Source organism: Streptomyces lavendulae subsp. lavendulae, from assembly GCF_002803845.1.
Taxonomy (GTDB): domain Bacteria; phylum Actinomycetota; class Actinomycetes; order Streptomycetales; family Streptomycetaceae; genus Streptomyces; species Streptomyces lavendulae.
This window is the reverse complement of record NZ_CP024985.1, coordinates 4,225,316-4,244,305: the sequence shown is the minus strand read 5'-3', so window position 1 is coordinate 4,244,305 and position 18,990 is coordinate 4,225,316. Positions and strand designations below refer to the sequence as shown.

General features: G+C 72.8%; 20 protein-coding genes, 3 tRNA genes and 1 pseudogene. 13 read left to right on the top strand and 11 right to left on the bottom strand.

Features of this window, described 5'->3' with window-relative positions; translation table 11 throughout:
* Positions 1-41 precede the first annotated feature (41 nt).
* On the bottom strand, positions 42-467 hold the full coding sequence (locus SLAV_RS18550) for an SSI family serine proteinase inhibitor (RefSeq protein WP_030225439.1): 426 nt from the start codon (positions 465-467) through the stop codon (positions 42-44).
* Positions 468-644: 177 nt separating this feature from the next.
* Here SLAV_RS18550 and SLAV_RS18545 point away from each other — a divergent pair.
* The 3 genes from SLAV_RS18545 (at position 645) to SLAV_RS18535 (ending at position 1,561) form a co-directional block, all read left to right on the top strand.
* A tRNA-Ser gene (locus SLAV_RS18545) sits at positions 645-735 on the top strand.
* 278 nt (positions 736-1,013) lie between these two features.
* Positions 1,014-1,086 (top strand) — tRNA-Arg (locus SLAV_RS18540).
* A gap of 109 nt (positions 1,087-1,195) precedes the next feature.
* Positions 1,196-1,561 (top strand): PH domain-containing protein, encoded by a 366-nt coding sequence (locus SLAV_RS18535; RefSeq protein ID WP_030225442.1) that lies wholly within the window; start codon positions 1,196-1,198, stop codon positions 1,559-1,561.
* A 54-nt stretch (positions 1,562-1,615) separates the two neighbouring features.
* Here SLAV_RS18535 and SLAV_RS18530 read toward each other — a convergent pair whose 3' ends face one another.
* On the bottom strand, positions 1,616-2,539 hold the full coding sequence (locus SLAV_RS18530) for an SMP-30/gluconolactonase/LRE family protein (protein WP_030225444.1): 924 nt from the start codon (positions 2,537-2,539) through the stop codon (positions 1,616-1,618).
* 108 nt (positions 2,540-2,647) lie between these two features.
* On the opposite strand from SLAV_RS18530, the gene SLAV_RS18525 reads away from it, so the two are divergent.
* The 9 genes from SLAV_RS18525 (at position 2,648) to SLAV_RS18485 (ending at position 11,814) form a co-directional block, all read left to right on the top strand.
* Complete coding sequence (locus SLAV_RS18525; RefSeq protein ID WP_030225447.1) at positions 2,648-3,082, top strand: Lrp/AsnC family transcriptional regulator; 435 nt, start codon at positions 2,648-2,650, stop codon at positions 3,080-3,082.
* Positions 3,079-3,960, top strand: a complete 882-nt coding sequence (locus SLAV_RS18520; protein ID WP_030225449.1) for a DUF2797 domain-containing protein — start codon at positions 3,079-3,081, stop codon at positions 3,958-3,960. The genes SLAV_RS18525 and SLAV_RS18520 overlap by 4 nt, the downstream gene beginning before the upstream one ends.
* Positions 3,961-4,077: 117 nt before the next feature.
* Positions 4,078-4,416, top strand: a complete 339-nt coding sequence (locus tag SLAV_RS18515; protein ID WP_030225451.1) for an antibiotic biosynthesis monooxygenase family protein — start codon at positions 4,078-4,080, stop codon at positions 4,414-4,416.
* Entirely contained in the window at positions 4,400-5,293 is an 894-nt protein-coding gene (locus tag SLAV_RS18510) for an amidohydrolase family protein (RefSeq protein WP_030225453.1), read from the top strand. The genes SLAV_RS18515 and SLAV_RS18510 overlap by 17 nt, the downstream gene beginning before the upstream one ends.
* A 69-nt stretch (positions 5,294-5,362) precedes the next feature.
* Positions 5,363-6,130, top strand: a complete 768-nt coding sequence (locus tag SLAV_RS18505; RefSeq protein ID WP_030225456.1) for a response regulator transcription factor — start codon at positions 5,363-5,365, stop codon at positions 6,128-6,130.
* On the top strand, positions 6,130-7,656 hold the full coding sequence (locus tag SLAV_RS18500) for a sensor histidine kinase (protein ID WP_199922113.1): 1,527 nt from the start codon (positions 6,130-6,132) through the stop codon (positions 7,654-7,656). The genes SLAV_RS18505 and SLAV_RS18500 overlap by 1 nt, the downstream gene beginning before the upstream one ends.
* Before the next feature lie 25 nt (positions 7,657-7,681).
* Complete coding sequence (locus SLAV_RS18495; RefSeq protein WP_051840245.1) at positions 7,682-8,965, top strand: bifunctional glycosyltransferase family 2/GtrA family protein; 1,284 nt, start codon at positions 7,682-7,684, stop codon at positions 8,963-8,965.
* Positions 8,962-11,070 (top strand): glycosyltransferase family 39 protein, encoded by a 2,109-nt coding sequence (locus SLAV_RS18490; protein ID WP_030225465.1) that lies wholly within the window; start codon positions 8,962-8,964, stop codon positions 11,068-11,070. Before SLAV_RS18495 ends, SLAV_RS18490 begins: the two co-directional genes overlap by 4 nt.
* 90 nt (positions 11,071-11,160) lie before the next feature.
* Positions 11,161-11,814: a TetR/AcrR family transcriptional regulator gene (locus tag SLAV_RS18485; protein WP_030225468.1), complete on the top strand. Its 654-nt coding sequence runs from the start codon at positions 11,161-11,163 to the stop codon at positions 11,812-11,814.
* Positions 11,815-11,889: 75 nt separating this feature from the next.
* Here SLAV_RS18485 and SLAV_RS18480 read toward each other — a convergent pair.
* Positions 11,890-13,476, bottom strand: a pseudogene (locus SLAV_RS18480) (MDR family MFS transporter); the annotation flags it as partial.
* A gap of 83 nt (positions 13,477-13,559) precedes the next feature.
* Positions 13,560-14,009 carry a MarR family winged helix-turn-helix transcriptional regulator gene (locus tag SLAV_RS18475; protein WP_051840247.1) on the bottom strand — a complete coding sequence of 150 codons (450 nt, stop codon included), beginning with the start codon at positions 14,007-14,009 and terminating at the stop codon, positions 13,560-13,562.
* 103 nt (positions 14,010-14,112) lie between these two features.
* On the opposite strand from SLAV_RS18475, the gene SLAV_RS18470 reads away from it, so the two are divergent.
* Complete coding sequence (locus tag SLAV_RS18470) at positions 14,113-14,340, top strand: hypothetical protein (RefSeq protein ID WP_030225475.1); 228 nt, start codon at positions 14,113-14,115, stop codon at positions 14,338-14,340.
* On the opposite strand, the gene SLAV_RS18465 is transcribed toward SLAV_RS18470, so the two are convergent.
* The 7 genes from SLAV_RS18465 to tadA form a co-directional block, all read right to left on the bottom strand.
* Positions 14,337-15,200, bottom strand: coding sequence for a hypothetical protein (locus tag SLAV_RS18465; protein WP_030225478.1), 864 nt, complete (start codon positions 15,198-15,200; stop codon positions 14,337-14,339). The genes SLAV_RS18470 and SLAV_RS18465 overlap by 4 nt on opposite strands.
* Before the next feature lie 73 nt (positions 15,201-15,273).
* Positions 15,274-16,122, bottom strand: a complete 849-nt coding sequence (locus SLAV_RS18460) for an RNA polymerase sigma factor SigF (protein WP_030225481.1) — start codon at positions 16,120-16,122, stop codon at positions 15,274-15,276.
* A gap of 233 nt (positions 16,123-16,355) precedes the next feature.
* The gene (locus SLAV_RS18455; protein WP_030225483.1) at positions 16,356-17,243 is read right to left on the bottom strand and encodes an RNA polymerase sigma factor SigF; all 888 of its coding nucleotides are present in this window, start codon (positions 17,241-17,243) and stop codon (positions 16,356-16,358) included.
* 207 nt (positions 17,244-17,450) lie between these two features.
* The gene (locus tag SLAV_RS18450) at positions 17,451-17,612 is read right to left on the bottom strand and encodes a hypothetical protein (protein WP_167456797.1); all 162 of its coding nucleotides are present in this window, start codon (positions 17,610-17,612) and stop codon (positions 17,451-17,453) included.
* 384 nt (positions 17,613-17,996) lie between these two features.
* Positions 17,997-18,287, bottom strand: coding sequence for a hypothetical protein (locus SLAV_RS18445; RefSeq protein WP_030225484.1), 291 nt, complete (start codon positions 18,285-18,287; stop codon positions 17,997-17,999).
* Between the two features lie 86 nt (positions 18,288-18,373).
* Positions 18,374-18,458 (bottom strand) — tRNA-Ser (locus tag SLAV_RS18440).
* 70 nt (positions 18,459-18,528) lie between these two features.
* Positions 18,529-18,957 carry a tRNA adenosine(34) deaminase TadA gene (gene tadA / locus SLAV_RS18435; protein ID WP_051840298.1) on the bottom strand — a complete coding sequence of 143 codons (429 nt, stop codon included), beginning with the start codon at positions 18,955-18,957 and terminating at the stop codon, positions 18,529-18,531.
* Between the last annotated feature and the right edge of the window lie 33 nt (positions 18,958-18,990).

The following is an 18,990-nucleotide window of genomic DNA, read 5'->3' as shown; positions in this document are numbered from 1 at the left end:
GATGTACGGGGGAAACCGCGCATCCGCCGCATCCTCCCAGGTCAGGAACGCGCACTCGGAAGCACAGGTTCCAGGTCGTTCCAACGGGCGATGTCGCATCCGTTCTTCCGGTGGAACGTGCTGTCCACCTTCCGTCCGTGCCACGTTCCCGTGATGCGGGCCTTGGCGGGCCCGCCGTCCTGGAAGGTGCACATCCGGCGCTTGGGTTCGGCGGCGAAGGGGTCCTTGCCCTCCCGGGCGAGCTGCTCCAGGCGGTCGCAGGCCTCCTTGGCCTCGGGGTGGTCGCCGCCGACCGGGCGGCACTCCAGCCGGTACTCGCCGTCGATCCGGCGGTTGCCGGTGTCGGACACGGCGACGGTGAGGCGGTCGGGGGACGCCAGCAGCCGTCCGAGGGGCAGCGGTGGCAGCGGGCCGGCGGCCGCGGCGGCCAGGGCGGAGGTGACGGCGAAGGCGGCGAGACGCAGCATGGGGCACTCCAGGTCGTCCGTACGTCGTACGCCTCACCAACGACGCGCCCGCTCCGACGTTCCGTGTCTTAAGGCTTTGCCCTGCGGGCCCGGCGCCTTGTACCGTGGGAGCGGATTGGTGACCGGCCCCGCGGCTGTGTCATCATCTGCACGCACCTTCGTACGCGAGGGTGTGCTGGAGGCGTCGCCTAGTCCGGTCTATGGCGCCGCACTGCTAATGCGGTTTGGGGCTTACACCCCATCGAGGGTTCAAATCCCTCCGCCTCCGCACTCACGAAGCCCCGGTCCTCACGGACCGGGGCTTCGGTGCGTTCAGGGGTCGGACGCGGGGCCCGTACCGCCGGGCTCGCGGGTTCAGGGGTTTCGGATGGCCTCCGGTGGGTAACCCGGCGGGCTCCAGGGTGGCCGCGGATCCAGGTAGACGATCTTCTTCCGGGGCGTTTCCGCAGGTCAGAAGCCATGAGGCTAATGGATTTCGCGTCCCGGCGAGGTCCATGTATTGTTGTTCTCGCAAGGCCAACCGGGCGGAAAACACCGGGAAGCCAAGCACTCGTAGCTTAACGGATAGAGCATCTGACTACGGATCAGAAGGTTGCAGGTTCGAATCCTGCCGAGTGCACAGCCGAAGAGGCCCCCCGGTTCACCGGGGGGCCTCTTGCGTTGTCCTCACGTCCGCGTGGATAGCCTTCGCGGTCGGATGGTCTTTTGAACCTTTGAAGGGGGACTCCATGGGTCTGTTCGGGAATGCCCACCACATCGATCCCGCCTCGGCGCAGCGGGACTACGCCCGGCTGATGGGTCACGGGGAGCAGGTGCACGCCGCGTACCTGTTGATCCGGGACACGATCCTGTTCACCGACCGGCGCCTGGTGCTGGTCGACAAGCAGGGCCTCACCGGCAAGAAGGTGGAGTACCACTCGATCCCGTACCGGAGCATCACGCACTTCTCCGTCGAGACGGCCGGGCACTTCGATCTGGACGCCGAGCTGAAGATCTGGATATCGGGCAGTGCGACGCCGATCGAGAAGACCTTCACCAAGGGCGTGGACATCTACGAGGTCCAGGCGATCCTGACGCAGTTCGTGGCCCGCTAGGTCCCGTCGGGCGGTGGTCGGGGGCCGTCCGGGTGACGGGCGGCCCCCGCTCGTCTACGGCCGGGCGGGCAGGACGCGGGGCAGGCCCGTCACCGACATCACCAGGGAGTAGAGCGAGGTGGTGGCGGTGATGAAGAGGCGGTTGTTCTTCGGGCCGCCGAAGGCGATGTTCGAGACGGGCTCCGGGACGCGCAGGCGGCCGATCAGGTCGCCGTCCGCCGCGTAGCAGTGCACCCCCGATTCCATCGCGGCCGCCCAGAGCCGGCCTTCGTCGTCGAAGCGGATGTTGTCCACCGACGGGCAGGCCGTGAAGACCCGGTCCCCGCCGAGGGTGCCGTCGTCGCCGACCTTGAAGGCGCGGATGTGGCCCGCACGGGTGTCGGCCGCGTACAGCTCGCTCTCGTCGGGGGAGAAGACCAGGCCGTTCGGGCCGAGGAAGCCGTCCGCGACGAGCCGGACCTCGCCGGTGGCCGGGTCGGCGCGGTAGAGGTTGCAGGCGCCGATCTCGCTCGGCGCGCGCCGGCCCTCGTAGTCGTTGGTGATGCCGAAGTCGGGGTCGGAGAACCAGACCGAGCCGTCCGAGCGGACCACCGCGTCGTTCGGGCTGTTGAGCCGCTTGCCGTCGTAGCGGTCGGCGATGACGGTGATCCGGCCGTCGGGCTCGGTGCGGGTGACGCGCCGGTTGCCCTGCTCACAGGTGATCAGGCGGCCTTCCCGGTCCAGGGTGTTGCCGTTGGAGTGCCCGGCCGCGGAGCGGAAGACGGAGACCGCGCCGGTGGCCTCGTCCCAGCGCAGCATCCGGTCGTTGGGGATGTCGCTCCACACCAGCTGGCGCCAGGCCGGGAGGTACAGCGGACCCTCGGCCCAGCGGCAGTCGTCGTGGAGCCGCTCCAGGCGCAGGTCGCCGTTGGCGCAGCGGCCGGTACGGAAACGTTCATCCAGGATTTCGTACAAGGCGAGGTCGGCAATGCCTGACATGGTTCCCCCAGTGGAGTAGTCGGCCGAATTTTGTTCGGCGTGATCGTGAGATTGCAGGATCAGGTACCGTCTTCGCAAGAGCTGCGGGTCCCAGGGGAGGAACAGCGCGTGGACGACATCGACCGGGCACTCGTCCGGCGCCTCCAGGAGGACGCCGGCCAGTCCTACGCCGCCCTCGGCGCGGCCGTCGGACTCTCGGCCGGCGCCACCCACGAGCGGGTGCGCAAACTGCGCGAGCGCGGGGTCATCCTGCGCACGACCGTCGAGGTGGACCCGGCCGCGGTCGGCAGCGGGGTGCTCGCCTACGTCATGGTCGACTCCCGCGCCTGGATGGGGGACTCCCGCGAGGCCTTCGAGGCCATCGCCGAGATCCAGGAGGCGCACATCATCGCGGGCAGCGCGTCCGTCCTGGTCAAGGTGCGCACCGCCACGACCGGGCAGCTGCAGGACGTCCTGCGCCGCCTCTACGCCATCGACGGGGTCAGCGGCACCCAGGCCACCGTGGTGCTGGAGACCTTCTTCGAGCGGTCCCTCCCCCTGTGACCTGGCGGTGCACGGGGATCCGGTGGAGCGCCGACGGCCCCGCCATCGGCTGGTGCGACCCGGCCGGCCGGGAGCGCACCAGTGCCCTCGGGTACGGGCGGCCCCTGGCCTTCGGGGCGCGGGGCGAGCGCCGCTGTCCGGGGGTGCGGCGGGCCGGCAGGCGGACCCCGTGCCCGGCGGCCCGGACCGTACCCGGGCGGACGGGATCGGCCCAGTGCCCCGAGTGCGCCCGTCTCGACCGGTCCTTCTCGGTGGCCGCCGACACCAACGCCGCCGATCCGCGCACGTACCGGGTGTACCTCGCCTGGTTCGGGCCCGGGATGGTCAAGGTCGGCATCACCGCAGAGGAGCGCGGGGCGGTCCGGCTGCTGGAGCAGGGGGCGGTCACCTGGGCCTGGCTGGGGCGCGGGCCGCTGATGGCCGCGCGCCGGACCGAGGAACTGCTGCGCGCCGCCCTGGGGGTGCCCGACCGGATCGCGTACGCCCGCAAGCGCGCCGTACGGGGGCGGCTGCCGGCCGGGCCCGAGCGGGCCCGGGAGGTCGCCGAACTGCACGCCCGCGCCGCCGCGCTGCCCGGGTGGCCGGATTCGCTGGAACGGGTGGGCTGCGAGGTCACCGACCACGCCGGGGTGTTCTGGCCGGCCGGGCTGCCCGATCCGGCCCGGGTGGTCACGGAACTGGTGCCCGGCGGGACCGTCGCGGGCCGGCTCGTGGGCGCCGCCGGGCCGGACCTGCACTTCGCCGACGGGCTCGTGCTGGACACCCGGCTGCTGGCCGGCTGGGAACTGGCCGCGGCGCCCGAGGGGGCGGTCACCGACGTTCCGCTCGCGGACATCCCGCCGGTGGGGCCCCCGGCCGGGCAGGACGGCCTGTTCTGACGGGGGAACCGTCCGCCGGGCAAGGCGAGACGGGCAAGGTCAAAACTTGGATCCCTTTGGCCTTCCGGAGCCGTTTGCGGTGGACATGCCGGGGGCCGTCCGCCGAGGGTGGAGGGCATGAGCATCCAGCCCGTTCAGGCGTTCGAACCGCCTTATGTGATGGCCGTATTCAGCAATGTCCGCACCCCCGACGAGAGCGGATACCCCGAGACCAACGCCCGGATGAACGAGCTCGTCGCCGAGAACCCCGGCTTCCTGGGCTACGAGTCCGCGCGCACCCCCGGAGGCCTCGGGATCACCGTCGCCTACTTCCGCGACCACGAGTCCCTGGGCGTGTGGCGGGAGGACATGGAGCACCAGGCGGCGATGAAGCAGGGCCGCGCCCACTGGTACGAGAGCTACACCCTGCACGTCGCGACCGTAGAGCGGAGCCACGGCTTTGCCCGCAACGACTGAGACGCTCCGCGCCTTCCGCGAGCGGCTCGGGCTGCCCGGACTGGTCGACGTGCACACGCACTTCATGCCCGAGCGGGTCCTGGCCAAGGTCTGGGACTACTTCGACGGGTTCGGCCCGCTCACCGGCGTCCCGTGGCCCATCACCTACCGGCACGAGGAGGAGCAGCGGGTCGCGCTGCTGCGGGAGTTCGGGGTCCGGGCCTTCACCTCCATGCTCTACCCGCACAAGCCCGCGATGGCCGCCTGGCTCAACTCCTGGGCCGCGGACTTCGCCGCCCGCACCCCCGACTGCCTGCACACCGCCACCTTCTTCCCCGAGGAGGACGCGGCCGCGTACGTCCGCCGGGCCGTGGAGGGCGGGGCCCGCGTCTTGAAGGCGCACCTCCAGGTCGGCGGGTACGACCCGAACGACGAGCGGCTGGACGCGGTGTGGGGGCTGCTGGCCGAGGCCGGGATCCCGACCGTGATCCACTGCGGTTCCGGCCCCGTGGCGGGCAAGTACACCGGTCCGGGGCCCGTGGGCCGGCTGCTGGAGCGCACGCCCGGCCTGCGGCTGATCATCGCCCACATGGGCATGCCCGAGTACGCCGACTTCCTCGACCTGGCCGACCGCCACCCCGGGGTCCTCCTCGACACCACGATGGTCTTCACCGACTTCTCCGAGCGGCTCAGCGGCTTCCCGCCCGCGGACCTCGGCCGGCTCGCGGACCTCGGGGACCGGATCCTGCTGGGCACCGACTTCCCGAACATCCCCTACCCCTACGAGCACCAGCTCCGGGCCCTCGAACGCCTGGGCCTCGGCGACGACTGGCTGAGGGCCGTCTGCCACGACAACGGCGCCCGCCTGTTCGGGCTCGAACCGGCCCCCGTTTCCTGAGCGGCGTTTCTCAGGAGATTCACAGGAAGGGGCAAGAACGCTCTCAGAGGCGGCGGCCAGCGTGAAGCCATGACTGCGACGACCACCTCCCACGCGTCCACGTCCACCACCACTCCGACGGCCCTGGTGCGGCCCGACGGCGGCCCCTGCCGGGTCCTCGTCGTCGACGACGAGGCCTCGCTCTCCGAGCTGCTGTCCATGGCCCTGCGCTACGAGGGCTGCGAGGTCCGCAGCGCCGGCGACGGGGCGGGCGCGGTACGGGCCGCGCGGGAGTTCCGCCCCGATGTGGTGGTCCTCGACATCATGCTCCCCGACATGGACGGGCTGGCCGTCCTCGGCCGGCTGCGCCGCGAGATCCCGCAGGTCCCGGTGCTGTTCCTGACCGCCAAGGACTCCGTCGAGGACCGGATCGCCGGTCTCACGGCGGGCGGCGACGACTACGTCACCAAGCCGTTCAGCCTGGAGGAGGTCGTCGCCCGGCTGCGCGGCCTGGTCCGCCGCTCCGGCGCCGCCCAGGCGGCCCGGGGCGGTTCGGTCCTGACCGTCGGGGACCTGAGCCTCGACGAGGACAGCCACGAGGTGGTGCGCGGAGGCCAGGAGGTCCACCTCACCGCCACCGAGTTCGAGCTGCTGCGCTACCTGATGCGCAACCCGCGCCGGGTGCTCAGCAAGGCCCAGATCCTGGACCGGGTCTGGTCCTACGACTTCGGCGGCCAGGCCAACGTCGTCGAGCTCTACATCTCCTACCTGCGCCGGAAGCTGGAGGGCGGCACCGGACTGCCCCCGATGATCCACACCCGCCGCGGCGCCGGCTACCTGATCAAGCCGGCCGAGTAGTGGCCCTGCGCCCGGCCCTGCTCCGCCGCCGCTGGTCCCTGCGGACCCGGCTCGTCGTCTCGGCGGTGGCGCTGATCGCCGTCGTGGGGGCGGCCATCGGCGCCGTCACCACCCTCGCGCTGCGCTCGTACCTGGTCGACCGGCTCGACGAGCAGCTGAACGTCTCCCTCGACATGGCCTTCCGCGGCCCCGGCGCCGGGAAGGCCGCCCGGGAGAACAGCCTCGGCTTCGTCCTGGCCCCGGGCAACCCGAACGGCACCGCGGGGATCCGCCTCGGTCCCGACGGCAAGGTCCTCGCCTCCGGGCTCAGCTCCTCCGGTGACGGATCCCCGCTCGATCACGTCCGCCCCCTCGGCGAGACCCAGTCCCAGGCCCTCCTGGCCGCCGCCCGCCGGGCCGCGCACGGCCGTCCCGGGCCGGTGCAGGCGGAACTCCCGGGCCTCGGCGGCTACCGGGTGCGCAGCGCCGCCGACGGCAGCCTGGTCCTCGCCATCCCGCTCCGCGACGTCGACCGTACGGTCGGCACCCTCGTCGGGGTCGAGGTCTCCGTCACCCTGGCCGGGCTGATCGCCGCCTCCCTCGCCGGACAGGCCCTGATCGGCGTCGCCCTGCGCCCGCTGCGCCGGGTCGCCGCCACCGCCACCCGGGTCTCCGAACTCCCCCTGCACAGCGGCGAACCCGACCTGCACGAGCGGGTGCCCGACGCCGAGGCGGACCCCCGCACCGAGGTCGGCCAGGTCGGCGCCGCCCTCAACCGGATGCTGGGCCACGTCTCCTCCGCGCTCACCGCCCGCCAGCAGAGCGAGATGCGGGTCCGCCAGTTCGTCGCCGACGCCAGCCACGAGCTGCGCACCCCGCTGGCCTCCATCCGGGGATACGCCGAACTGACCCGCCGGGGACGCGAGGAGCCGGGCCCCGACACCCGGCACGCACTGGGCCGGATCGAGTCCGAGGCCACCCGGATGACCGGTCTGGTCGAGGACCTCCTGCTGCTCGCCCGCCTCGACGCGGGCCGCCCGCTGTCCACCGCCGACACCGACCTGGCCCCCCTCGTCGTGGACGCCGTCAGCGACGCGCGGGCCGCCGGCCCCGACCACCACTGGCATCTGGCCCTGCCCGACGAGCCCGCGCCCGTACGGGCCGACGCGGCCCGGATCCAGCAGATCCTGGTCAACCTCCTGGCCAACGCCCGCACCCACACCCCGCCCGGCACCACCGTCACGGCCCGTGTTTCACGTGAAACATCCGCCGTCCGGCTCCGCGTCGAGGACGACGGCCCCGGCATCCCGCCCGAGCTCCTGCCCCACGTCTTCGAGCGCTTCGCCCGGGGCGACGCCTCCCGCTCCCGCTCCGCCGGCTCCACCGGCCTGGGCCTGGCCATCGTGCAGGCCGTCGTCTCGGCGCACGGCGGGCGGGTCGAGGTGCACAGCGCGCCCGGCCGCACGGCCTTCGAGGTCGCGCTGCCCCTCGCCCCCGGCCCGGCCGGGGACTCACAGACGGGCCACAGGCTCACCACACAGCGGTGACAGCGCCCCCCGCGAGGGTCGGAACATGTCAACCGACGCCTCTCCAGGGGCCCTGCCGGCCCGGGCGCCCCTCGCGCTCCGGCCCGGTGTGCCCGTACTCGACGTGGTGATCCCGGTCTTCAACGAGGAGGAGGACCTCGGCCCGTGCGTGCGCAGGCTGCACGCCCACCTCACCCGCACCTTCCCCTACCCCTTCCGCATCACCGTCGCCGACAACGCGAGCACCGACCGCACCCCCGAGGTCGCCGCGGACCTCGTCCGCGGCCTCGCCGAGGTCCGCAGCACGCGGCTGGAGGAGAAGGGCCGCGGCCGGGCCCTGCGCACCGTGTGGAGCCGGTCGGAGGCGCCCGTCCTCGCGTACATGGACGTGGACCTCTCCACGGACCTGAACGCGGTGCTGCCGCTGGTGGCCCCGCTGATCTCCGGCCACTCCGACCTGGCCATCGGCACCCGGCTGGCCCGCTCCTCGCGGGTGGTGCGCGGAGCGAAACGGGAGTTCGTCTCCCGGGCCTACAACCTGCTGCTGCGCTCCTCCCTCGCCGCCCGCTTCAGCGACGCCCAGTGCGGGTTCAAGGCCATCCGGCGCGAGGTGGCCGAGCGGCTGCTGCCGCTGGTGGAGGACTCCGGCTGGTTCTTCGACACCGAGCTGCTGGTGCTCGCCGAACGGGCCGGGCTGCGGATCCACGAGGTGCCGGTGGACTGGGTCGACGACCCCGACTCCAGCGTCCACCTCGTCCGCACCGCCGCCGAGGACCTCAAGGGGGTCTGGCGGGTGGGGCGGGCGCTGGCCGTCGGGGCGCTGCCCCTCGACCGGCTCGCCCGGCCCTTCGGGGACGACCCGCGCGACCGCGGCGCCCTGCCGGGGGTGCCGCGGGGACTGGCCCGGCAGCTGCTCGGGTTCTGCGCCGTCGGCGTGCTGAGCACCCTGCTCTACCTGCTGCTCTACTCCGCGCTGCGGGAAGCGGCCGGACCGCAGGCGGCCAACGCGGCCGCGCTGCTGCTGTGCGCCGTCGCCAACACGGCCGCCAACCGCCGGCTGACCTTCGGGGTGCGCGGGCGGGCCCGTGCGGTGCGTCACCAGGCCCAGGGCCTCGTGGTGTTCGCCATCGGGCTGGCCCTGACCAGCGGGTCCCTCGCGGCCCTCGGAGCGGCCACCGCGGAGCCGGCCCACGGCACCGAGCTGGCCGTGCTGATCACCGCCAACCTCGCCGCCACCGTGCTCCGGTTCCTGCTGTTCCGCGCCTGGGTCTTCCCGGAACCGCGCGAGGGCACCCCCACCATCCCCACCACGACCGAGGAGGGTCCGTGACCACGGCAGCGCTGCCGCTCTTCCCACCCGCCGCCCCCGTTCCCGCCACCGCGCACGGCGCGGCCACCCGGCCGCGCTGGGAACGCCCGGCGTACGCCGCCCTGCTGCTGGCCACCACGGTGCTCCTGCTCTGGAACCTGAGCGCCTCCGGCTACGCCAACTCCTTCTACTCCGCCGCCGTACAGGCGGGCTCCGAGAGCTGGAAGGCCTTCTTCTTCGGCTCCTCCGACGCCGCCAACTCCATCACCGTCGACAAGCCCCCGGCCGCCCTGTGGCCGATGGCGCTGTCGGTCCGGCTCTTCGGGCTCGGCGCCTGGCAGATCCTGGTCCCGCAGGCCCTGATGGGCGTCGCGACCACCGCCGTGCTGTACGCGGCCGTGCGCCGCCAGTTCGGCCCGGCGGCGGCCCTGCTGAGCGGCACCGCCTTCGCGCTGACCCCCGTGGCCGCGCTGATGTTCCGCTTCAACAACCCCGACGCGCTGCTCACCCTGCTGCTGACCGTCACCGTGTACTGCGTGCTGCGCGCCCTCGAAGGGGCGCACACCCGGTGGCTGGTCTGGGCGGGGGTCGCGGTCGGCCTCGGCTTCCTGACCAAGACCCTCCAGGCGTTCGTGATCCTGCCGCCGCTGGCGGTCCTCTACGCCGTCTGCGCGCCGACGCGGCTGCGCCGGCGGCTGGGGCAGCTGCTGCTGGCCGGGCTGGCCGCGCTGGTGGCGGGCGGCTGGTGGGTGGCCGTGGTCCAGTGGTGGCCCGCCGGCTCCCGCCCGTACATCGGCGGCTCGCAGCACAACTCCTTCCTGGAGCTGACCTTCGGCTACAACGGCCTCGGCCGGATCAGCGGCAACGAGACGGGCAGCGTCGGCGGAGGGGGCGGAGGGGGCGCGGGCGGCCCCGGCGGTCCCGGTGGCGGCGGCTGGGGGGAGACCGGGATCGGCCGGCTCTTCTCGGGCAGTGTCGGTGGCCAGATCTCCTGGCTGCTGCCCGCGGCCCTGGTGCTGCTGGTGGCCGGGCTGGTCGTCACCTGGCGGGCCTCCCGGACCACGGACACGCTGGAGGGCATGGCCCGCGCGGCCTTCCTCGCCTGGGGCGGCTGCCTGCTGATCACGGCCGTGGTCTTCAGCTGGATGCAGGGCATCTTCCACGAGTACTACACCGTCGCCCTCGCCCCCTTCGTGGCGGCACTGGTCGGCATGGGCGTGGCCGTGCTGTGGGAGGAGCGGGGCGGCCGCCCCGCCGCCCTCGCCCTCTCCGGGACCCTCGCGCTGACGGCGTGGTGGGCCTTCGTCCTGCTCGGCCGCTCCGCCGGGTACCTGCCGTGGCTGCGCTGGACGGTGCTGGTCGCGGGGGTCGGGGCGGCCGTCGCGCTGCCGTTCGCGGCCCGGCTGGGGCGCCGCGCGCTGCTCGGGGCCGCGGCCGTCGGGCTCCTGGCGGCGCTCGCGGGACCGTTCGCGTACTGCCTGACCACCGTGGGCACCGGCCACACGGGCTCCATCGTCACCGCCGGTCCGGCGGTGGCGGGCGGCCGGGGCGGCCCCGGCGGGATGCGGGGACCCGGCGGCATGCCGGGCCGGTTCGCCCCGGGCGGGGAGGCCCCGCCGCAGGGGATGCCGGGCCGGAGCCCGGGCGCCGCGGGGATGCCGGGCGGACCCGGCGCGCTCGTCGGCCCCGAGGGACCCGGCGCCGGCCGCGGCGGCCGGGGCGGCGGCCAGGGCGGTCCCGGTGGGCTGCTCGGCGGGACCCGGGTCGGTGCGGCGGCCACGGCCGCGCTGCGCGCCGACGCCTCCCGCTACACCTGGGCGGCGGCGGCCATCGGTTCGCAGAACGCGGCGAGCTACCAGCTGGCCTCGGGCGCCCCGGTGATGGCGATCGGCGGCTTCAACGGCAGCGACCCCTCCCCGACCCTGGAGCGGTTCCAGGAGTACGTGAAGGCCGGGAGGATCCACTGGTTCATCGCCCGCGGTGACGGGGAGGCGGGCCGCGGGGGCGGTCCCGGCGGGGCCGCGGGCAGCGCCGTCGAGGACTGGGTGAAGGGCGCCTTCAAGGCCACCACCGTGGGCGGAGCCACCTTCTACGACCTGACGGCTCCCTCGACCGGCTCGTCCTGATCCCGCCTCCACGGACGGCCAACCCCCTAGCATCAAGAGGGCGGACCGGGCATTCCGGGCTGATCCCCTTGTGGCGAGGAGGGTGCCTCCATGGCGACCGAGGCCGATCCGGGCGGGACCAGGACCAGTGTGTGGCTGGCCGTCAGGCCCGCCGCACCCGCCAGACGCCGCAGCGAGGCACCATCGGGACTGGACCGGGACAGGATCACGGCCGCCACCGTGCGCCTGCTCGACGCGGAGGGCCTGGGCCGGTTCTCCATGCGGCGCCTGGCCGCCGAACTCGGGGTCACCGCGATGTCCCTGTACTGGTACGTGGACACCAAGCACGACCTGCTCGAACTGGCCCTGGACAGCGCGCTGGGCCAGCAGCGGCTCCCGGCCGGGCCACCCCCGCGGGAGGCCTGGCCGGGCCGGCTGCGGGCCCTGGCCTGCGGGTACCGGCGACTGCTGGCGGAGCATCCGTGGGTGGCACCGCTGAGCGTGGCCTACCCGAACATCGGCCCGCACGCGCGGGCCTTCGACGCCGCGCTCCAGCGGCTGCTGGACGCCACCGGCCTGGTGGACCCCGGCCGGACGGGGGCCCACCTGGCGGTGTCCCAGTTCCTCAACGGCTGTGGGCTGAGCGGCTGCGGGGGTACGGTCCGGCGGGCGCCGGACGCGGACTTCGGCCTGGCCCTCGACGTCCTGATCGCGGGGATCGAGGCCAAGGCCGGGGGCCGGGCCCCGGGCCTGCGCCCCCGGTGAGGGGGTAAGGGAAAGGAGGCGCGGACGGGGCGGTCATGCCCCGTCCGCGCCTCCTTCTCGCGGTTACTGCCGGGCCGCGGCCTCCGCCGCTGCCGTACCGGCCCCGGCCTGGGACTGGGCCGGGACGGCCGTGGAGCCCTCGGCGGCCGGGGTGTGGGCGGCCGGCCTCGACTTCAGGGCGACCTCCTTGATGAAGACCACCAGCACCAGGGCGAGCAGGGCGAACGGGGCGGCGTAGAGGAAGACGTCGCCGACGCCGTGCCCGTACGCGGACTCGACGACCGTGCGGAACGGCGCGGGCAGCTTGTCGAGGTCGGGGATCCCGCCCCCGCCGGTGCCGCCGTGGCCCATTGCGGCGGCCTTCGGCCCGAGCTCGGCCAGGCCGTCCTTGACGTAGTGGGTGACCCGGTTGGCCATGACCGCGCCGAGCGCCGAGACGCCCACGGCACCGCCGAGCGAGCGGAAGAAGGTGACGACGGAGCTGGCGGAGCCGAGGTCCTCGGGGGCCACCTGGTTCTGGGTGGCGAGGACCAGGTTCTGCATCATCATGCCGAGGCCGAGACCGGTCAGCGCCATGAAGATCGCGATGTGCCAGTAGGCGGTGTCGTAGCGCAGGGTGCCCAGCAGGCCGAGTCCGGCGGTCAGCAGCACGCCGCCGGAGACCAGCCAGGCCTTCCACTTGCCGGTCTTGGTGATGATCTGGCCGGAGACGGTCGAGGAGACGAAGAGGCCGCCGATCATCGGGATGGTCAGGATGCCCGACATGGTGGGGGACTCGCCCCGGGCCAGCTGGAAGTACTGGCTGAAGAAGACCGTGCCGGAGAACATCGCGATGCCGACGAAGAGCGAGGCGGCCGCGGCCAGGCTGATGGTCTTGTTGCGGAAGAGGCGCAGCGGGATGATCGGGTCGCTCGCGCGGGACTCGACGAGGACGAAGAGCAGGCCCAGGACCACGGCGCCGCCGGTCATCGCCCAGGTCTGCCAGGAGATCCAGTCGTACGAGGTGCCGGCCTGGGTGACCCAGATCAGCAGCAGGGACACGGCGCCGCTGATGAGGGTGGCGCCCAGCCAGTCCACCTTGACCTCGCGGCGGACCACCGGGAGGTGCAGGGTCCGCTGGAGCACGATCAGGGCGATGACCGCGAAGGGCACGCCGACGTAGAAGCACCATCGCCAGCCGAGCCAGGAGGTGTCGGTGATGACGCCGCCGAGGAGCGGGCCGCCGACGGTGCCGACGGCGAAGACCGCGCCGAGGTAGCCGCTGTAGCGGCCGCGCTCGCGCGGGGAGATCATCGCGGCCATCACGATCTGGGCGAGGGCGGAGAGGCCGCCGACGCCGATGCCCTGGACCACGCGGCAGGCGATGAGCATGCCGGTGTTCTGCGACAGGCCCGCGACGACGGAGCCGAGGACGTAGATGACCAGGGATATCTGGACCAGCAGCTTCTTGCTGAAGAGGTCGGAGAGCTTGCCCCACAGGGGGGTCGCGGCCGTCATCGACAGCAGGGCGGCGGTGACGACCCAGGTGTAGGAGGACTGGGTGCCGCCGAGATCGCTGATGATCTTGGGCAGGGCGTTGGAGACGATCGTGGAGGACAGGATCGCGACGAACATGCCGAGCATGAGCCCGGACAGCGCCTTCATGATCTGGGCGTGGGTCATGGGTGCGCCGTCGGACGTGGTTTCCGACTGGCCGCCTCCCCGCACACCGGGGGGTGTGGTCGTAGCCATGTGGTTCCTTCTGTCTAGAAGCTCGATCGGAGTCGGGCCAGCAGGGTGTTGAGTGCGTCGATGTCTTCGGGCGACCAGTCGGCGAGCGCCTTCTCCAGCGCGTCCGTGTAGCGGACGCCGAGCTCGCCGAGCACGGCGCGGCCCGCGTCGGTGAGGCGCAGGATCCGGCAGCGGCCGTCGCCCGGGTCGGTCTCCCGTTCGATCCAGCCGCGGGCCGCCAGGTGGGCGACGTGGCGGCTCGACACGGAGATGTCGACGGCCATGAACTCGGTGAGCCGGCTGAGCCGCATCTCGCCGTGCCGGTCGAGCACGGTGAGGACGCCCGCGGCACCGGGCGGGCAGTCGGGGGGCAGGATCCGGGCCAGGTCGCGGCGGACCGCTCCGATGCCGGTGAGCTGGCGGGCCAGCTCCTCGTACCGGGTGGTGCTCTGCGCCGTCGGCGTGGTCACGGGACCGCCCCCCATCTCGTTGCTTCAGGCAACCATAGAACCGAATGGTTGCTACAGGCAAATGAAACTGAGGGGTCCGGCGGTAAAGGAATCGGAAAACCCGTTAGGGTCCTGAGCCATGGCTGCGAACCACAACTCACCTGACCCCGAGGGTGCCTACGACCCCGCGGGCAGCACCCAGATGTTCCGCGCGTTCGTGGAGGAGGCCGAACCGGCCCGAACCCCGTCCGTGCCGGGCGCGCGCCGGCGTCCCAAGGAGTCCGGCTCCAAGACGGGCCTGTGGCTGGCCGTCGGCCTCGTCCTGCTGGTCGTGGTCGGCGTGGCCCTGTGGCAGGCCTTCGGCTAGCCGTAGACGGCGGTGACGTTCCGGGTGTCCACGTGCATGCCCAGGGGGACCCGCCAGGACTCCACGCAGACCGTGTAGGTCTGCGTCTTCGACGTGCCGCCCGCGATGGGGGTGGGCAGCGGCTGGCTGGTGGTGACCGTGGCCCAGTCGATGCCGAGCGCGCCGATGACGTGCGTCGCGAAGCTGACCGTTCCCGAACGGGCGGCGGTGGAGCCGGTGTTGGTGAAGGTCACCGTGACGCGCTCGCACCAGCGCTCGGACGCGGCCGCGCGGGCCGGGGCGCTCAGCGTGAGGCGGGCCGGGGTGGCCGGCGGCGGTGGCGTCGGGGTGCCGGGCTTCGTGCCGGGAGGGACGGGTGGGGTCGGCGTGCCCGGAGTGCCGGGTGGGGTCGGACTGCCGCCGGAGGTGCCACCCGAGCCCGCGCCCGAGCCCGCGCCGGAGCCGCCCGTGCCGCCTGCGGAACCCGCGCCGCCTGAACCCGCGCCGCCCGTGCCGCCCGCTGAGCCCGCGCCCCCGGAGGGGTCCGGGGTGGTCGGGGTGCCCGCGCCGGGCGGGGTGCCGGGGGCGTCGGCGGAGCCGCCGGGGGGCGTGGCCGTCGCTCCCCCCGGGGCGGAGCTCCCGCCGGGCCGGTCCCCCGACGGGCCGGGCGACGTACCGGAGGACGCGGCGCCGGGCGGCAGGGCCTGGAACTCGACCCCGCCCCGTGGTGCCACGTTCTCCCCCGCGCCCCGCTCCGGGCCGGGGGCGGCCGCGCCCAGGGCCACGTAGCCCTCGTGCGGCGGACCGCCGCAGCCCGCGAGGGTGGCGGCGGCCGCGGCGCACAGGGTGAGGGCGAGGGCCGTGCGGGATCCCGTTCGCATCGCGCCAGTGTTCCTGACGGCATGTCAAATGGGAACCCCGCGGCCTGCGCTCAACGCCCGGGCGGGCCCGGTGTCACTCCCCGATCAGGCCCACGCGCAGCTGCGCGAGCGTCCGCGTCAGCAGCCGGGAGACGTGCATCTGGGAGATGCCGACCTCCTCGCCGATCTGCGACTGGGTCATGTTCGCGAAGAAGCGGAGCATGATGATCTGCCGCTCCCTGGGCGGGAGTTTGGCGAGCAGCGGCTTGAGGGACTCCCGGTACTCGACCCCTTCGAGCGCGGTGTCCTCGTACCCGAGCCGGTCCGCGAGCGAGCCCTCGCCGCCCTCGTCCTCCGGGGAGGGCGAGTCGAGCGAGGAGGCGGTGTAGGCGTTGCCGACGGCCAGACCGTCGACGACCTCCTCCTCGGAGACGCCGAGCACGGCCGCCAGTTCCGGCACGGTCGGGGACCGGTCCAGCTTCTGGGCGAGCTCGTCGCTGGCCTTGGTCAGCGCCAGGCGCAGCTCCTGGAGCCGGCGCGGGACGCGGACGGACCAGGAAGTGTCTCGAAAGAATCGTTTGATCTCGCCCACGACGGTCGGCATCGCGAACGTCGGGAACTCCACGCCGCGTTCGCAGTCGAACCGGTCGATCGCCTTGATCAGGCCGATGGTGCCGACCTGGACGATGTCCTCCATCGGCTCGTTGCGGCTGCGGAACCGCGCCGCCGCGTAGCGCACCAGCGGCAGGTTCAGCTCGATCAGGGTGTCGCGTACGTACGCCCGTTCGGGGCTGTCCGCGTCCAGTGCGGCCAGGCGCTGGAAGAGGGAGCGGGAGAGTGTCCGGGTGTCGATGGCTTCCGAGCGGTCGTGCGCCGCGGGTGCTGCCGGCACCTCACGCTTGACGAGCGTGAGCACCTTGGAGCTGCCCTGGTCTACGGACATGCCACCCCCTTGAGGTCGCGGACGGTCGCGCTTCTCTGCGCGCCCGTCGGAGGAACGCAGCCTCCACCTGAATACCGGAGGCGGGGCTGCGGCAAACGCGGTTCCAGCAGAATGTCACATGTCGGCAACACGCTGTAGCGTCATGTCGACAAGTATCTCCAGCGACAGACCACCGACCGAGCGGAATGAGCCGGTTCTGTAGGGAAACGCTGGAACACCTCCACCCGATCCGGTTAAGCCTCGATCCTGTTTGCGGATCTCAGACGGGCGAAGCTCCTCGCGAGCAGCCGCGACACGTGCATCTGGGAGACCCCCAGCTCGGCACTGATCTGCGACTGCGTGAGGTTGTTGTAGTACCGCAGGAGCAGGATCCGCTGCTCGCGCTCGGGCAGTTGTACGAGCAGGTGGCGTACGAGGTCTCGGTGTTCGACCCCGGCCAGCTCCGGGTCCTCGTAGCCGAGCCGGTCGAGCAGGCCGGGCATCCCGTCGCCCTCCTGGGCGGCTTCGAGCGAGGTCGCGTGGTAGCTGCGGCCGGCCTCGATGCAGGACAGCACCTCGTCCTCGCTGATCCGCAGCCGCTCGGCGATCTCCGGGGTGGTCGGGGTCCGGCCGTGGAGGGTGGTGAGGTCCTCGGTGGCGGCGTTGACCTGCACCCACAGCTCGTGGAGGCGGCGCGGGACGTGGACGGTGCGGACGTTGTCCCGGAAGTAGCGTTTGATCTCGCCGACCACCGTGGGCATGGCGAAGGTGGGGAACTGGACCCCGCGCTCCGGGTCGAACCGGTCGATCGCGTTGATCAGGCCGATCGTGCCGACCTGGACCACGTCCTCCATCGGCTCGTTGCGGCTGCGGAAGCGGGCGGCCGCGTAACGGACGAGCGGGAGGTTCGCCTCGATCAGGGCCCCGCGCACCCGCTCGTGCTCCCTGGTGCCCGGCTGGAGGCCCTTCAGCTGCCCGAAGAGGACCTGGGTGAGGGCCCGGGTGTCGGCCCCCCGGCTTTGCGGCCGCGGGGCGGCCGGAGGGGAGGGGGGTTCCTCGTGCGGCTCCTCGCGGGGCTCCTGCGGGTGGGGCACCTGGGGGTCCTGCTGGGGTGGCACCTGAGGCGCAGTACTGGCCGGCACGGTCACGCCACCCTTTCGTTCAACTATCCGTCAAAAGCGGTCATAGCATCACAAGACAGGTGCACTGTGCGCAAGCACCGTATATCGCCGTGTTGAGGGCAAGTTGGGCATATCGGGGCATTATGTTCGAACCGTGGGAATGCAAAAGACCCCCCACCCGTCGGAGTGGGGGGCCGGGAAGTCCGGAAACCGCTTCAGCGTACGGGTTCAGCTCACCAGTTCGGTGATGAACTCGCCGATGCCGGTGGCCGCGTCCGACAGGCCCTGGAAGCCGATTCCCACCATTTCGGCCGCCCGCTTCGGCTGGGTGATGATCACGAAGAGTACGAACACGGTGAGGACGCCCGTGATGAGCTTCTTGGTGTCCATGAACGGTGTCGGCCTCCCCAACCGGTACTGCAAAGTCGGTGGAGTCTAACCGGTCAAGTTGTGGCACTCACCTGTCCTTTAAGGACCAATGACCCGGTGGAACGGGCCCTTTGCCGCTGCGTGCCGGGTGGTGCGGGGCGCACGATTGAGGGGAGCCCACCGGTTCTGGCAGGAAATCGGTGGGCGAGGGACAGGACCTCACTGCGGGGTCCGAGCCGCGAGCTTCCCCCCCTGACCGCGGCCCGGGCTGGCAGGTTCCGTCCTCACCGGGGGAAGTGGCTTGTCCCCCCGGTGCCACTTCCCCCGTTCCCACGTCGAAGGTCCCGGCTCCGGTCGGGGCCTTCTTCGCGTGTGCCGTGCCGCCGGGTGCGGCTGCGGGTGCGGCTATTCGAGGCCGCCGGCGAGGTCCGCGATCGGCTGGACGGGTGCGATCACGGGCGCCAGCTGGTTCGGCAGCTCCATCAGCTGGTTGAGCTGGTTGGCCCCCTGGCTGAGCTTCGAGCCGATCTCCTGGACGGAACGCGGCTGGGCGCCCGCCGGCATGTCCGGGGTCGCCGTCGGCAGGTCCGGGAGGGTGAGGGGGGCGAGGCCCGCGGCGGAGGCGGCGGGTGCGGCGAGGCCCGCGGCGGCCCCCGCGAGGGCGATGGCGGCGAGGATGCGCTGGGTCTTGTTCATGCCGTGACAACGGCCGAGCGGTCGGCCGGTCACGGCGGGCATGCGCGAGAGCCCCGGTTCGTACGAACCGGGGCTCTCGTCAAGGGCGGTAGTGGAGGGATTTGAACCCCCGATGGGTTGCCCCATACTCGCTTTCGAGGCGAGCTCCTTCGGCCACTCGGACACACTACCGAGATAGATCCTAGCCGATGGCGGGGAGTGCTTTGCAACTCGGACCCGAGTGGCCCTCCTCACCGTCCCCTCACAGCTCGCGGAAGAACTCCGTCAGCTGCCGCGCGCACTCCTGCTCCAGCACCCCGCGGATTACCTCGGGGCGGTGGTTGAGCCTGCGGTCGCGCACGAGGTCCCACAGCGACCCCGCCGCGCCCGCCTTCTCGTCCCCCGCGCCGTAGACGACCCGGGCCACCCGCGCCTGCACGAGCGCCCCCGCGCACATCACGCACGGCTCCAGCGTCACCACGAGAGTGCACCCCGGAAGCCGCCACTCCCCGAGCCGGGCGGCCGCCCGGCGCAGCGCCAGTACCTCGGCGTGCGCCGTGGGGTCGCCCGTGGCCTCCCGCTCGTTGTGGCCGGAGGCGAGGAGCTCCCCGGCCGGGCCGAGCACGACGGCACCGACCGGCACGTCGCCGGCCGGTACCGCCAGGGCGGCTTCCGCCATCGCCAGGCGCATGGGGTCGCGCCAGGGATCCCGGACGGGATCGGG

Bases quoted from the DNA above. Each gene is read 5' to 3' on its own strand.
- SLAV_RS18550 (WP_030225439.1), bottom strand. From the start codon at position 467: ATGCTGCGTCTCGCCGCCTTCGCCGTCACCTCCGCCCTGGCCGCCGCG.
- SLAV_RS18535 (WP_030225442.1), top strand. From the start codon at position 1,196: ATGGGTCTGTTCGGGAATGCCCACCACATCGATCCCGCCTCGGCGCAG.
- SLAV_RS18530 (WP_030225444.1), bottom strand. From the start codon at position 2,539: ATGTCAGGCATTGCCGACCTCGCCTTGTACGAAATCCTGGATGAACGT.
- SLAV_RS18515 (WP_030225451.1), top strand. From the start codon at position 4,078: ATGAGCATCCAGCCCGTTCAGGCGTTCGAACCGCCTTATGTGATGGCC.
- SLAV_RS18505 (WP_030225456.1), top strand. From the start codon at position 5,363: ATGACTGCGACGACCACCTCCCACGCGTCCACGTCCACCACCACTCCG.
- SLAV_RS18495 (WP_051840245.1), top strand. From the start codon at position 7,682: ATGTCAACCGACGCCTCTCCAGGGGCCCTGCCGGCCCGGGCGCCCCTC.
- SLAV_RS18485 (WP_030225468.1), top strand. From the start codon at position 11,161: ATGGCGACCGAGGCCGATCCGGGCGGGACCAGGACCAGTGTGTGGCTG.
- SLAV_RS18475 (WP_051840247.1), bottom strand. From the start codon at position 14,009: ATGGGGGGCGGTCCCGTGACCACGCCGACGGCGCAGAGCACCACCCGG.
- SLAV_RS18470 (WP_030225475.1), top strand. From the start codon at position 14,113: ATGGCTGCGAACCACAACTCACCTGACCCCGAGGGTGCCTACGACCCC.
- SLAV_RS18465 (WP_030225478.1), bottom strand. From the start codon at position 15,200: ATGCGAACGGGATCCCGCACGGCCCTCGCCCTCACCCTGTGCGCCGCG.
- SLAV_RS18460 (WP_030225481.1), bottom strand. From the start codon at position 16,122: ATGTCCGTAGACCAGGGCAGCTCCAAGGTGCTCACGCTCGTCAAGCGT.
- SLAV_RS18450 (WP_167456797.1), bottom strand. From the start codon at position 17,612: ATGGACACCAAGAAGCTCATCACGGGCGTCCTCACCGTGTTCGTACTC.
- SLAV_RS18445 (WP_030225484.1), bottom strand. From the start codon at position 18,287: ATGAACAAGACCCAGCGCATCCTCGCCGCCATCGCCCTCGCGGGGGCC.
- tadA (WP_051840298.1), bottom strand. From the start codon at position 18,957: ATGCGCCTGGCGATGGCGGAAGCCGCCCTGGCGGTACCGGCCGGCGAC.